Origin of the sequence: Gluconobacter cerinus (assembly GCF_002723935.1) — a bacterium.
GTDB classification, from domain to species: domain Bacteria; phylum Pseudomonadota; class Alphaproteobacteria; order Acetobacterales; family Acetobacteraceae; genus Gluconobacter; species Gluconobacter cerinus.
The window spans coordinates 59174-72458 of record NZ_BEWM01000005.1 but is presented as its reverse complement, the minus strand read 5'-3'; the positions used below and the strand labels follow the sequence as shown (position 1 = coordinate 72458).

The 13285-nt window shown below is 51.7% G+C and carries 11 protein-coding genes; 7 read left to right on the top strand and 4 right to left on the bottom strand.

Going from position 1 to position 13285, the window contains the following annotated elements; translation table 11 throughout:
• The first annotated feature begins 746 nt into the window (after positions 1-746).
• From GCE01_RS12135 to GCE01_RS12110, 6 genes are all read left to right on the top strand, one after another.
• Complete coding sequence (locus tag GCE01_RS12135; RefSeq protein WP_099213106.1) at positions 747-1472, top strand: IclR family transcriptional regulator; 726 nt, start codon at positions 747-749, stop codon at positions 1470-1472.
• 95 nt (positions 1473-1567) lie between these two features.
• Complete coding sequence (locus tag GCE01_RS12130) at positions 1568-1966, top strand: GlcG/HbpS family heme-binding protein (RefSeq protein WP_099213105.1); 399 nt, start codon at positions 1568-1570, stop codon at positions 1964-1966.
• A gap of 24 nt (positions 1967-1990) precedes the next feature.
• Complete coding sequence (locus tag GCE01_RS12125; RefSeq protein ID WP_099213104.1) at positions 1991-3226, top strand: MFS transporter; 1236 nt, start codon at positions 1991-1993, stop codon at positions 3224-3226.
• 58 nt (positions 3227-3284) lie between these two features.
• Positions 3285-4070, top strand: coding sequence for an SDR family NAD(P)-dependent oxidoreductase (locus GCE01_RS12120; protein WP_099213103.1), 786 nt, complete (start codon positions 3285-3287; stop codon positions 4068-4070).
• Between the two features lie 611 nt (positions 4071-4681).
• Complete coding sequence (locus GCE01_RS12115; RefSeq protein WP_167386168.1) at positions 4682-5215, top strand: sterol desaturase family protein; 534 nt, start codon at positions 4682-4684, stop codon at positions 5213-5215.
• 5 nt (positions 5216-5220) lie between these two features.
• On the top strand, positions 5221-6369 hold the full coding sequence (locus GCE01_RS12110) for a glycosyltransferase family 4 protein (protein ID WP_099213101.1): 1149 nt from the start codon (positions 5221-5223) through the stop codon (positions 6367-6369).
• 67 nt (positions 6370-6436) lie between these two features.
• Here GCE01_RS12110 and GCE01_RS12105 read toward each other — a convergent pair whose 3' ends face one another.
• From GCE01_RS12105 to GCE01_RS12095, 3 genes are read right to left on the bottom strand one after another with little or no spacing between them, the layout of a single operon-like run.
• A complete protein-coding gene (locus tag GCE01_RS12105; protein WP_099213100.1) occupies positions 6437-7651 on the bottom strand; it encodes a glycosyltransferase family 4 protein in 1215 nt (404 codons plus the stop codon).
• The gene (locus GCE01_RS12100; protein ID WP_099213099.1) at positions 7648-9015 is read right to left on the bottom strand and encodes a capsule biosynthesis protein; all 1368 of its coding nucleotides are present in this window, start codon (positions 9013-9015) and stop codon (positions 7648-7650) included. Before GCE01_RS12100 ends, GCE01_RS12105 begins: the two co-directional genes overlap by 4 nt.
• On the bottom strand, positions 9012-10679 hold the full coding sequence (locus GCE01_RS12095) for a capsular polysaccharide export protein, LipB/KpsS family (RefSeq protein ID WP_167386167.1): 1668 nt from the start codon (positions 10677-10679) through the stop codon (positions 9012-9014). Before GCE01_RS12095 ends, GCE01_RS12100 begins: the two co-directional genes overlap by 4 nt.
• A gap of 127 nt (positions 10680-10806) precedes the next feature.
• Between GCE01_RS12095 and GCE01_RS12090 the strand changes: the two genes are divergently transcribed.
• Entirely contained in the window at positions 10807-12240 is a 1434-nt protein-coding gene (locus tag GCE01_RS12090; RefSeq protein ID WP_167386166.1) for an LTA synthase family protein, read from the top strand.
• Between the two features lie 37 nt (positions 12241-12277).
• Here GCE01_RS12090 and galE read toward each other — a convergent pair whose 3' ends face one another.
• A complete protein-coding gene (gene galE / locus GCE01_RS12085) occupies positions 12278-13264 on the bottom strand; it encodes a UDP-glucose 4-epimerase GalE (protein WP_099213096.1) in 987 nt (328 codons plus the stop codon).
• Positions 13265-13285: the final 21 nt, after the last annotated feature.

The following is a 13285-nucleotide window of genomic DNA, read 5'->3' as shown; positions in this document are numbered from 1 at the left end:
CGGCGGTGAGAGGAAAATGTAAACACTGCGGAAACATGAGCTCAAGCTTTTTCCAGCGGAGATAATAGGCGGAATTTTAATGTTTTATTTACGAATGAGCGACGGAACCAATCCGTAAAAAAGAAGAATTAAAAAACCTTTGGAATAATCACGATTTTTTATGTCCGCCCACTTCAGGGTCAAAAATATGCCTAATGTCCACCTAAGAAATATTGAACCAAAAATAAGAAGATTTTTCTTTTATCTTCACCTCTATTCTCTGGATTCGAATTCGTTTTGTACGATTCTTGATTTAACTCATTTGAGAAACAAGGTCCGAAATGGCACTTTCCTCTTTTCTCGGAATTCCAGTTCTTTAATTCCTCGTCCTCTCTATCGATGACGTTAAAGACATACTGGACGTGCATGACTGGATCGCAAATTCATATTTGAAGTTTGTCTGCTTGCCAGTTGGGGAGCCGTGAGCGACAAGTGATGACTTTGCAGAAACGTCCCGCTCTGGATTTTGAACTAGAGCAAAGGTTGCACTCTTATGAACAGCGACTCTGCAACACTACCGATTTCAACCAATAGAAATCAGCACATTTTATAGACAATATTTCCGAACCGGTCCGGGAATTTAATCAATCAATTACTGCAACGCACGTGAATATTTCTGCCGCTGACCGCTAATAGTCAGACACATACAAGTCGGATTTTTAAGGGCTGCCCTTTACGTGCAGGGTAATAGAAGGTGAAACCGCTTAATGGGAAAGTCACCAAAGCTTATTCAGTCTATCGAGCGGTCTGCGGCCCTGCTCGAAATCATTGCGCAACAGGGCGGAGGCGCAAGGCTAAAAGACCTCGCGACAATTTCTGGGCTTGGAAAAACGACCGCCCACAATATTCTGCAAACCCTTGAATATCTGGGCTATGTCCACCGCCGTCCGGGAGACATGCGTTACCATTTAGGTGGCCGCATTCTGAATTTGGCCCGGATTGTAGGAGATGATCACCTTCTGCGAGATAGAATACGTCCCGTGCTTGAGATCATTGCGCAAGAAAGCCACGCAACTGTTTACCTCGGTGTCCCAAGTGGCGATGAAACGGCTTATCTCGACATTGTGGACCTGGAAGAGCCAAATATCGCTGCCTCTCGCCTGATGAGCAGGGAAAAACTCGAAGGATCAGCTGTGGGTCTCGTGTTCCTCGCATTTGTTCCGGGTCTAGGGCAACGCGTCCTGACCACGCGATCCAATGCGCTCAATGATGCGACACTGGCAGAGATCGAGAATGTCCGGATCAAAGGGTATGCGCTTGATCTGGAAACCTATCATCCAGGCATAAACGCAGTTGCCATTCCCTTGAGAGAAAGCGGCGAAGTCCGGGCCAGTATAGCTGTTGCCGGCCCGGCGCAGAAATTCCCACGCCATCGCTTAATCCGCCTAGCATGGATCATGATGAAGCATGTGGAACGCGCAAATATCCAATAATGCTGAACTCGTGCCGTTTGAAGAAAGACAGCGTTCCCTTATTCATCGGGGACTGACGCAGTAACTTTTTCTTCAGAAAGACAGGTTCTCTCCTCATGAAAATGTCCTTTGCACAGACCATGCTTCAGGCTGCGGTCCAGGAAGCCGAAAGGCTCAACCTAAAAGTCTGCATCTCCATCGTGGATATGGCAGCGTGGCCCATGGCTTTCTTACGCATGGACGGGACGCCACTTGGCTCGATTGATGTCAGTCAGAAAAAGGCAAGAACTGCCGTCCTGTTCCAGATGGACAGCGCCGACTTCGCCAAAATCGCACATCCAGACGGACAGGCATATTCGCTTGAAAATACGAATGGCGGCCTGACAAGCTTCGGCGGCGGGATCGTCCTGAAGTCTGCTGACGGTACGGTGATTGGAGGCATCGGCGTATCTGGTGCCAGCTCTGAAGACGATGTTGCTATTGCTCGTGTTGCGGCAAACGCCCTGACATCCTGAAGACCATCAACACTGGATCACTCCATGCCCTCAGAGACACTGCATCCTGAAGGAAGCGCGCCTCTGGTTGCGCCTCCTCATGGTAGAACTGCTGCACTCCTCCTCCTGACTTTCGGGACATTCGTAGTCGGGACAGGCGAATTTGCCATTATGGGCATGCTGCCAGAGTTCGCAGCATCTCTCGGCCTCACACCCGCAGATGCTGGCCATGCGATTACAGCCTATGCGCTCGGTGTCGTCGTTGGCGCCCCGCTCATCACTATCCTTGGAGCACGCCTCTCTCGCCGGGAACTGATGCTCGTCCTGCTATTGCTATTCTGTTTTGGAAATGCCCTGAGCGTCGCGATGCCCACTCCTGGTCTGATTGAAGTGGCGCGCTTCATCACAGGGCTCCCGCATGGCGCATTATTCGGCATATCCGCGCTCGTGGCTGCCTCTATGGTCGAGCGCTCACATCGTGGCTGGGCTGTTGGACGTGTGCTGTCCGGCATTGCGATATCAACCCTGATTGGCGCACCATTTTCCACATTTGCCGCCAATCATTTCGGCTGGCGCATTGCCTACCTCATTATTGGAAGTCTGGGCTTCGTCACATTTCTAGGTGTTTTGCGCTATATTCCAGCCGACGTACCGAACCGGAAAAACTCCCCTCTGCGAGAAGTAAAAGCCCTCGGAAATACGCAGGTTCTGCTGACGCTTCTGACCGCGGCGATCGGCTTTGGGGGAATGTTTGCCATCTACACGTATCTGACGAGCGTCGTGCAAAACGTCACGCATGTGCCCGAATGGGAGGTCATGCTTTACATGGTCATCTGGGGATGCGGCATGCTGGCCGGAACCAACGTTGGCGCATGGATTGTTGATCGAAACATCAATCTTGCCGTTATCCTGGCCCTGTCAGGCAGCATTTTCGTGATGCTTCTGTTCCCTTATGTCATGCACAATCCACTTGGCCTGATGGCAGATGTTTTCTTTATCCCAGCCTTTGTGAATGCTCTTGGTCCAGCCCTGCAGACGCGCCTTATGGACTTTGCGGAAGACGCGCAGACACTCGCTGCGTCCCTTAACCATTCGGCTTTCAATATTGCCAACGCTCTGGGTGCCTCTCTCGGAAGTGTGCTTCTGGGGCGGCAGCTTGGTTATGGCTCACTGGGCATCGGAAGCGCACTGCTCTCGGTAGGCGGTCTGGCAGTGTATTTCATCGCGCTTGCAGCTTTGAAACGCAGCGGTCTCAGGGAGGTCCGTGGTTCCATAGATTAAGCCAGCGGATTTTTCGGCACTCTCTCAAATTAAATAAAACAATAGATGCGAGGTCACCATGGATCTGAACCTTAAAGGCAAAACCGCCCTGATTACTGGCTCAACGTCCGGGATCGGACTGGCCATTGCCAAGCGTTTCGTGGCGGAGGGCGTCAATGTCGTCATTTGCGGTCGAAGCGAGTCAAAGCTGGATGCAGCCACGACAGAATTGAATGCACCAACGCAGGTGCGTGCCGTTCAGGCTGATGCCGGGACACAGGCCGGAGTTGCAGCGTTGGTTGAAGCCGTCCCCTCCGTTGATATCCTGATCAACAACCTTGGGATTTTTGAACCTAAAGCTTTTGCCGATATCGCGGACGAAGAATGGAGCCATATCTTCGAAGTCAATATCATGAGCGGCGTCCGCCTTTCCCGGCACTATTTCCCAAACATGATTGCGCAGAACTGGGGACGCATCATCTTTGTCTCCAGCGAATGCGGCGTCGTCACACCGGGAGACACCATTCACTATGCCATGACCAAGACAGCGCAGCTTGCTGTGTCACGCGGCCTGGCTGAAGAAACCAAGGGAACCGGCGTTACCGTCAATTGCGTTCTTCCGGGCCCAACAAAATCCGAAGGCAGTACGGCCTTTATCAAGGCGGCCGTTACGAACAAGGACGCGTCCGAAGAAGAGCGGGAAGCAGAATTCTTCAAAACAATGCGCCCTCTTTCTCTGCTCCAGCGCCTCATCCACCCGGAGGAAATTGCAGCTCAGGTCGCCTTGCTTTCCAGCCCATTCGGCGCCGTGACCAATGGTGCTGCGATCAGGTGCGAAGGCGGCATTGTCCCGACGATCTTGTAATCTTCAAAACGGCAACTGATTACTTCAGCGCCAATGTTTGCCGTTGATGAAGTTCTTGTATGCCTCGGCAGCAGGAACTTCATCCGGCAAAGATTATCGATCGCTAAAAAAGCCATATTTCCATACGACAAGTAGTCCCATGCTCATCGTAACCTCAGCGACAGAATGATGAACAGATTTGACGCCCCAGGTGAGCTCGCTCCAATAGCAGCGTCAGAGCAATGATCACATGCGAGATGTATCGAGAAATCACGTCTTGCGACCTGAAATTTGAAAAAACCTTCGTAAATTTCTGACATTTTACGAAATCTGAAGATGTGTTCGTTCAAACAAACCACCTATTCAGAAATGTTTGGAACCAAGTTGAGTGGTCTGACTAGTTTGAAAGCCTTCGTTAACCTGCTGAGCTGGTGCAAGAAGGGCACATCCTTCAGTTTGAAGCTCAAACATTACTATGCGTGTCTTGAGAACATCGATATGATCGCATGGATCAACGCGTTCTGTTTTCCGAAAAAAGAGGGAATTCAGCACAGACAACAAAGGTTTCAGGGGAATTCTGCCGAGTGTCATTGAGGCTTTTCAGAAATGACTGGCTGGAACGGCTTACATATATGCCGTTGTCAGTTTTCATCCCGGTCTGGGTCGTCATATTTTCCCTTGTCTGTCTGGACTGTGTGCCGATGGCGGTGGCTCCATTTGTAGCCCTGTTCCTTATGGGCCTCATCTTCTGGTCTTTTTTTGAATACCTGGGTCATCGTTTCCTTTTCCACCTCGATCTCTCACACGAGATTGGCAAACGATTTATCTTCCTGATCCACGGCAATCATCATGATGAGCCCGGAGAGAAGCTCCGCAACATGATGCCCCTGTCCGTCAGCCTTCCCCTTGCAGGCTTGCTCTGGGCTTTGGCGCATTTTTTAGGGGGCCATAACGGCACCACATTTTTCCTCGGCTTTCTCGCGGGCTATATTGTCTACGATCTTGTTCACTACGCCTGTCATCAGTATCGACCAAAGCGGGGCATTCTTCGCAAACTGCGTCGTCACCACCTCATTCATCATTATGCTGCGCCAGAAAAAAATTTCGCGGTAAGCAACGATGTCTGGGATCGGATTTTCCACACCAAGACCGGACGCTCTCCCTGATACCAATGCGGATTGGACTTGATACCCGCAATACGGGCCGTGCTGGTGGCACGGGCGTTGCAACATACGCAGCGACTTTGGGAGAAGCATACAACGAGGCAGGCATTCGCCCGGCGTGGCTACATGATGACATGGCCACGCACGCAAATGTTCATAACTTTCCCCAGAAAATCAAACGCCTCGTCCGTAGCACTTGGCCCAACAGTTGCGTCCAGCAGACAGGTGACGGCTATATTGGTCACGACCTTTATCGAACAGCCGAAATAAGGGACCGGACGCTTCATAGGCCGATTTCCATAAAAGCTGACGTGCCACCGGATCTGATGCATTGGACCTATCCGGTTCCCCTGCAGTGGCCAGGCATTCCCAATGTCGTGACGATCCACGACATTATTCCACTGCTCCACCCTGAGTTCAGCGACACTCCGGTCAAGCGCCTTCATAGACGTCTGAAATTCTGGTGTGACAATGCTGATGCCATTGTCACGGTTTCAGAAGCGGTCCGGCAGGATCTGATCCGTTTCTTCGGACTACCTCCGGAGAAAATCAGCATGCTGTCTCAATCGGTTTCGTTTCCAACAGACCTCATGGCTGAAGCGCTGACTGTCGAGGCTCCTTGTCCAAAAGACGGTTTTCTCTACTTCGGCACGATTGAACGTCGCAAAAATGTTGGACGACTGATCGAAGCCCATGGTCGCTCTGGAACAACTCGCCCGTTGACCATAATCGGCGCTTTAGGATTTGGGGGAGCAGAAGAGCTTCATGCCCTCAAGCATCATCCAGTTCCTGAGCGCGTGCGGATCCTGCCCTGGTGCAGCCGCCCGGCCTTAGTTCGCGCCATCAGAGAAGCACGATGCGTCGCTTTTCCGTCTCTGGCGGAAGGCTTTGGTCTGCCTATTCTGGAAGCCATGCTTCTAGGCACCCCCGTTTTGACGAGCCTAGGGCATGCAACAGAGGAAATTTCAGGAACTTCAGCGCTTCTTGTAGACAGCACAAACGTAGAAGCATTGGCTGGAGGCATTAAAACGCTCGACCAAGACGATGCATTATGGGCGGCTCTTTCGTCTTCAGGCCGGAAACGTGCACAGGACTTTGCTATTGAACCCTATGCACGACGCATGAAGAAATTCTACCAAACCCTGCTGGATGGGTGATCGCCCGCGATAGAAAACCAGTCATCTAGCAGTTATTTTAAATGGAATTTCGATAAATACTTTCAGATTACTGTATCAGTGAAAGTGCTTGCGCTACGCTCTCTTCCCAGGAAAGGGTGCAGAAGCTTTCTGTCTGTAACGTATGGTCTGTCCTGTCACACCCCGAAGCAGCGTAATGCATAATCGCGTCCAACCATGCCGGCCCGTCCAGAGGATCGAGATAGCTCGCCGCATATCCTCCGACCTCTCGTAAAACTGGAATATCGGAACAAAGCGCAGGCACGCCCAGCGACAAAGCTTCCGCAAGTGGAAGCCCGAAACCTTCGACAAATGATGGGAACAGGAGCCCAGAGCTGCCTTTCAGAAGGGTTTGAACCATCGTGTCAGGCAATGACTGGCACTCAATGACGTGTCCCTTGAGGGCTGGTGCGCGATCTAGAAGATCAAGAATATTCTCGTTCTCCCAGCCCCGCTTTCCTACGATTACCAGTACAGGTGCCGAGGATGGTGCCTGTTCAACAAGACGACGCCAAACATTGAGCAAGAGAAGATGGTTCTTACGGGGCTCAATGGTGCCCAGACATACAAAATAGGGTCGTCCTTTGAGCTGATCGCGAAGTGATGCATCCAGTTCCATCGTGCGTGTATGGAGGTGTGGAGCATCGACCCCGTGAAGAACTGCATGGACTGGAATATCGACTGAGAGTTCCGTCAGATGTCGACAGACCGTTTCCTTCACGTAGTGCGACGGTACAATAATGGAATCGGCATAACGTGCGACTGTCTTAAGACGGATTTCATGCCGCGCGGGCTCTCTCGGGCGAGAATATTCCGGGTAGTCTATCGGAATAAGATCATGAATCATCACCACGAAACGAGCACCTGTCTGCCTGAGAAAGGCACCGACCACTTTAGGGCGTGTCAGATGATGATGTGAAACATTAAGGTATATTGTGCCAGGAGCCATTGCTGCAGGCCGATGCCAGAACAGGCCACGATTAATCGCACCGCATAGGCGCGCGGCCGGCCGGCCGGAACCAGATTGTCCCCACTGAAGTTCCAGGGCCTGTATGAACCGCCGCGCCGTGGCCTGGTCAATCATTCCCATCACACCAATTGGGTGCATGGCACAAAAGCGCGTTTGTTCTGATACATGAGCCAACAGGTATCGCGCATAGGCCAGCTCGACCCGATCAATGCCCGTTGGTACACTCGCTCCCGAACGGGAAAGAAGGCGTGAAATATCAAGAAGAAACGGAGATGTTGCCTGACTTTCCTTCACTCAGGAGCCCCTACTGCGTCCGCAACCTTTTCTGAAAGACGTAAGAGCGGACGGCTCATTCCATGCCAGAATTCATGCCCTTCCTCAGTCGCCCGTGTCTGAAACAGTTGAGGCGAATGTCGTTCAAGCTTTGCCACGACACCTTGCACCAGCTTGGACATGGCTTCGTCTGAGAAAAAGCCACCGGCAACAAGGCAGTATTCGACCAGAACGCGCCTGAACGCAGCGAAAAGCTCCATATCCGGCTTTTCCGGGGTCTTCCAGAATGCGTCGAGTGTTCCCTCGTATGTAATGCCGGGAATATTGTAGATGGCCTGCCCTAGCGTAATAACTGGAATACCTTCTGCCAGCGCCAATGTACCAGTTGTACTGTTGATGGTGATGACGCCTTCAGCTTGCTTGACCAGCAAGGCAATGTCACCCCCCTCGATAAAGCCAATCCGCCCGAGCACTCCATGATGCCGCCCGGAGCACGCAATAATATGCCGCCAATCACGCAGACCATTATCCAGGGGATGCTGCTTGATGATCAGCCGCATATTTGCGGGTGCATGAGCCGCAAAGGAAGAAATGACGTATTCAATCGCCTCCTGCATGCCACTAAAGCCCGAATGGAGACGGACCTGAGCATCCGCATCCAACTGGAGAGGAAAGAGCATATAAGGCGCTTTACAGGCCTCAAGCCTGCTCAGAACTTTCTTCGTACGTTCGGCAACAGCCTTACGACGCGAAAACCGCTTCAGCCAACCCATTCCCTCAACAAGGGGATGCCACGGACGATGGTTTGTCCAATGCGGGAAATACCATCTCAAAAGAAGGTCCGCAGTATTATAGGCAATACCTTCCGCTGCACGCCTTTGAAAAGAGGATGGCACGGACCTGTGAGGCAGCTGGGGAGGAAGCAATTGTGCTTCCACGCGGTAATAGTCGGGATCGCGCGGCAAACGCGAGTGGCCGTTCACGCCCCCAAGTTCAAGCGTCACCCAGTCCGGCCTGAGATACCCTTCTTCAAAGACATGCATCGGAATTTGGAGCTCTTCACAGACCTTCGCCGCGGCCATGTGATGCAGGCGACAGTCTCCGAAAATAACGACATCCGTAATTTCGCGTTGCACAATGAAGTTGCGCAGAAAATCAGGCCAGTCTTCAAGGCTTCCCCGATAGTCCACACCACCTGGGAGGCGCCAGAAAAGCTTGTCTCCGCCATTGAAGTTAATTTTGGAAACCTTGTAGCCATCTGCCAGCAGGGCTTCTCCGACGCGCTCAAAAAACGGCCCCATTAATCCCTGTAGAAACAGGAAATTCCGACTTTTCAGAGGCTTGAGATGTTTCTTGCCGAAGTGGCTATCGCCCGGTGCCTTCATTTCGGCCAGATCCTCATGCGTGTATGCTGTATTCGCCTACGTAGACGGCCTTGCAATCTTCGTAAACGCACAGTGAAAGATGTTGTCCATATTGTTGGGTCTGAAAGTCTCTCAACAAGAACTTCAGGCCCACAGGGTGTTCGGGTGACCGGATCCAAATAAAGCGGATAGAGAATGAGCGCCCCCGCTACAAGCTCTTCCAGTTGTAGATTTCTTCCCCTACGGCCGGTGCTCGGAGCCAGATCGCACGTCAGCCCCCACCCTGCGTAGAATGGATTTCCATAAGTCGTCACCGCACGCCCCCGTAACAACGCCTCGAAGCCTGCAAGCGATGTCATGGTGTGAACTTCGTCTACCTGAGCAATCAAAGAGACCATTGGGCCACCTCGTGCGATCTCGTCTGCATACTGCAGGGCGATATCATCTCTGACTGCACCGGGGCGATGGCCTGCATCCACGTCCGGGTGAGGACGAAAAACAATGTGTGCATCGGGCATCCGATCCCGAACATTACGAAGCAAGGAGAGGTTGTCGCTGACGTCCCCACAGCCCAACCGAATGGATAGATCGTTACTGACCTGCCCCGGCACCAGAATAACCGTCTTCCCGGCAGGACGTGAAAGCAAGGAACCAACGTCAGCCGTACTCCCGTATTTGGAGACATTCCGCGCTACGAGTGTGTCAATCAAATGGCGAGCACGAGCCCGCAGGCTGTCATCGAAAGAAGTCTGCATCAGGATCTTTTCAAGATCACTGGGGCGAGAAGGATCAAAATAGATGCCCGCCCTATCGAGCACGATAGAACAGGGGGGAAGAAGATCACTTCCGAGCCCGACAGACCGCAGAAAGCCATCTTCAACCTGGCAAATGCCCACCCCCTGAGCCTTTGCCTTATTTTTCAGTCCAGACGGGGTACGGCTGGACCAGGCAGCAATTATTCCTTTGCGACGTTGCGCTTCGCTTAAAGCGCCATACATGGAATGCCGAAAAAAGATCCTCTTCCGGCTCACATTGAAAAACTCGCGAATACGCTCGCGTTTCCACCATGCCATGCCAACGCAGACCGCCACATCCCGCGTCCGCTCCCAGGCACGACGATCGTCAGAAACGATCCTTACCGCTTCGGTTAGATCGATTGACCTGCCATCGAACGGGCTACGCCAGGAAATGGCCCGTGTCAGCCATTCGAGAGCCATGGTTGCGGAAAATACGCCCTCGCCTCCTTCGGGCGACCATATTCTCACTAAGCGACCATAAGCTGCACCAAGAAGCGCGATGTCGTCCCGACCCGTTGTCCAGACTTCATCAACCTGTTCAAGCATGCTGTGCGGGTCCACCTGAGACACAACATGGCCGCCTGCGGCTCTGATTGCATCGGCATGATGCAAGTGCTGGGAAATAACGACGACTTTCCGTGCATCTACCTGAGCCGTAACATGTTTCCACAAACTCCATGCAAGAGAAGCGTCTGCTGGCAGCGACAGGAGAATATTGCGTTCAGCGGAAAGCACTACTGACGGTAACCAGAAAGCTCCCCCAATCTTTGCACGCCGAATGTCATGCAGGATCGATGCAGCAGAATGACGTAGATTTTCGCCAGAGAATGAGGAGATGCATCCCAGTTCAACATCCTTGCTCTCGGCCCTTGGCGGTCGCCTGAGCAAGACCGAGTCAATCGTAGAGCCTGTGCTTGATGGATGAAATCTCATAGACATACTTTCTAACTGAAAGCCTGCTGCATCCGAAAGCCGATTTCGAATTCATGATTTATCTTTTTTCTGCGTCGTTTCTGTGAAGAACTTTTTGTTCTCCCTTTGCTGCACGGTCGTATTTTCGATCTTATTTGACAGATTCATTCGGCCAGACCGCAGTGGCTGGCGCGGATACACACTTCACACCCTATCTATCCTGACTTTTTACGGCGCAACACTTGCGTTGACAGGAGGCTTTTGGGTTGCCTGCGTTCTCACGGACGCATTGTTTCTAGCCCTTGTCATTGCTTCCAACATCAAGTTTCGAGTGTTGGGCGAACCCTTAGTTTTCTCTGACCTGGCGGTCGCTGCCTCATTCCTGCGTTATCCACGCTTTTATCTTGCTGCGATCCCGACTTTTCTGAAGATTATCTTAATACCTGCTGCATTGCTCGTCTTCGGATGCGTCATTGCGTTTTCTTCTACTGCACCTGCAGCTCATTTCGCCGGGTTGCTGATACTGCTGACCTCTCTCCTGGACCTCAGTGCTGGCTGGAAATTTTACTGGCGTTCCAGTGTTATGTTGCGGCCCAATCTTGAAGCAGACATCGTGCGATGCGGATTACTTCCGGTATTGCTTATTTACACGCTCAGATGGCGAGCAACACCATCACCGGCCCCTGCCCAGCCACTGCCCGCACGGGAACAAGACATAGACCCGGCCCCCTTTCTAGTCATCGTACAGTGTGAGTCCTTTGCAGACCCCAAAGATCTAGTTCCCAACCATCCACTTGCTCCCCTCCATAACTTTGAGCGACTGAAGAAAAATTCCGACCACTATGGGGCGCTCTCCGTCAGCGGTTTCGGCGCATACACAATGCGCACGGAATATGCTGTGCTCTGTGGGCGCAGTGAGGAGGAGCTTGGTTTTCGAGCCTTTGACCCCTTTCTGACAGCTCAGGATGAGCATACCTTTGGGCTACCAAATCGGCTTGCCGCCCTTTATGAAAAACGGCTTTTCGTCCACCCTCACGATCTCAGGTTCTACGGTCGAGATCGCCTGATGCCTGCCTTAGGCTTTACCACACTCGTCGGCCCAGATGATTTTGTACACGCTGAAACAGCCGGTCCCTACATCAGCGACAAGGCAATCGGTGACTATCTTCACGACCGCATCGTGTCGGCTGAAAAGCCAGAACTGATTTACGTCGTGACCATGGAAAATCATGGCCCTTGGGACGCAGGCCGCCTGGATGCCCCAGATGCTCTAACGGCCTGGGAACGCCACGCTCGAAATGGTGACGCTTTATTGGGGAATCTGGACCGTACATTGCGTGACTGTGGGCGCCCCGCACATCTCATATTTTTCGGCGACCATCGCCCGTCAATTCCGGGATACGTTACGCCTTCAAAAATACGGTCAACGCCTTTTATTTCTCTTTCCTACAACACTCATAAAAGTGAGAAACTTTGCAATAATCCCACAATACATCCCTCAGAATTACAAGATATGATTTTAAAAGTTCTTGCATAATAAAGTTAATTATAAAATTTACAATTTTCTAATACATTTAATTTTCATACCCATATGGGTGTTTTTTCCGCCATTGCATGGCCGTATCAACAATACTGTCGAGATCACTAACCCTCGGTGTCCAGCCGGTTTCTTTTCGGAACGTATTAGAATTCGCTATAAGCATTGCAGGATCTCCTCCACGACGAGGAGCAGCCTCCCATAGGACTTTCTTCCCACTGACCCGCTCTACGCTCTGGATAATTTCCAAATTTGAATACCCACGCCCAGTGCCGATATTATAAGCCACGCTTCGGGTGTCGAGCTGACACAACGCACGGATATGTGCATCAGCAAGGTCGGTAACGTGAATATAATCGCGAATACAGGAACCGTCCCGGGTAGGGTAATCCATCCCAAAAAGCTTAAGCGCAGGCCGCCGCCCCAATGCTACATCGATAGTCAATGGAATAAGATGTGTTTCGGGATTGTGGTCTTCGCCGACACGTCCCGCCGGATCAGCCCCCGCAGCATTGAAATATCGAAGTGTCGCACTTCTTAAGCCGTGGATAGCATCTGCCCAATGCAAAACGCGCTCAATGAAAAACTTGCTCTCACCGTAAGGCGATCCAGGCTGCACCGCAGCATTCTCTGGAATAGGCTCTAAACGCTCAGGTCCACCAAAGAGTGAAGCAGTCGAAGAAAAAATAAATTTCTTAACCTTATTGTCGATACAGGCCTGTATGAGATTTAACGAAGTTAGATAATTCTGACGTAAATAATGCAAGGGTTCACGCATGCTGTCTGCGACAACTGAAAGTGCCGCAAAATGCATCACGCCATCCCAAGGTCCTTGCGCAACGATTTTAGCTGTTGCGGAAAAATCCAGAAGATCGACCTGGTGAAAGCCAACACTGTCCGGCAGAGCCGCACGATGGCCAGTACTCAGGTTATCAAGAACGACAACATCGTGACCGCCATCCAGCAGAGCAAGAACGACATGACTACCGACAAAGCCGGCTCCGCCAACAATCAGGAAACGCATCCAGACTACCCAGAAATTATG

Coding starts and splice junctions, on each gene's coding strand:
- GCE01_RS12135 (WP_099213106.1), top strand. CDS start 747: ATGGGAAAGTCACCAAAGCTTATTCAGTCTATCGAGCGGTCTGCGGCC.
- GCE01_RS12130 (WP_099213105.1), top strand. CDS start 1,568: ATGAAAATGTCCTTTGCACAGACCATGCTTCAGGCTGCGGTCCAGGAA.
- GCE01_RS12125 (WP_099213104.1), top strand. CDS start 1,991: ATGCCCTCAGAGACACTGCATCCTGAAGGAAGCGCGCCTCTGGTTGCG.
- GCE01_RS12120 (WP_099213103.1), top strand. CDS start 3,285: ATGGATCTGAACCTTAAAGGCAAAACCGCCCTGATTACTGGCTCAACG.
- GCE01_RS12115 (WP_167386168.1), top strand. CDS start 4,682: ATGCCGTTGTCAGTTTTCATCCCGGTCTGGGTCGTCATATTTTCCCTT.
- GCE01_RS12110 (WP_099213101.1), top strand. CDS start 5,221: ATGCGGATTGGACTTGATACCCGCAATACGGGCCGTGCTGGTGGCACG.
- GCE01_RS12100 (WP_099213099.1), bottom strand. CDS start 9,015: ATGAAGGCACCGGGCGATAGCCACTTCGGCAAGAAACATCTCAAGCCT.
- galE (WP_099213096.1), bottom strand. CDS start 13,264: ATGCGTTTCCTGATTGTTGGCGGAGCCGGCTTTGTCGGTAGTCATGTC.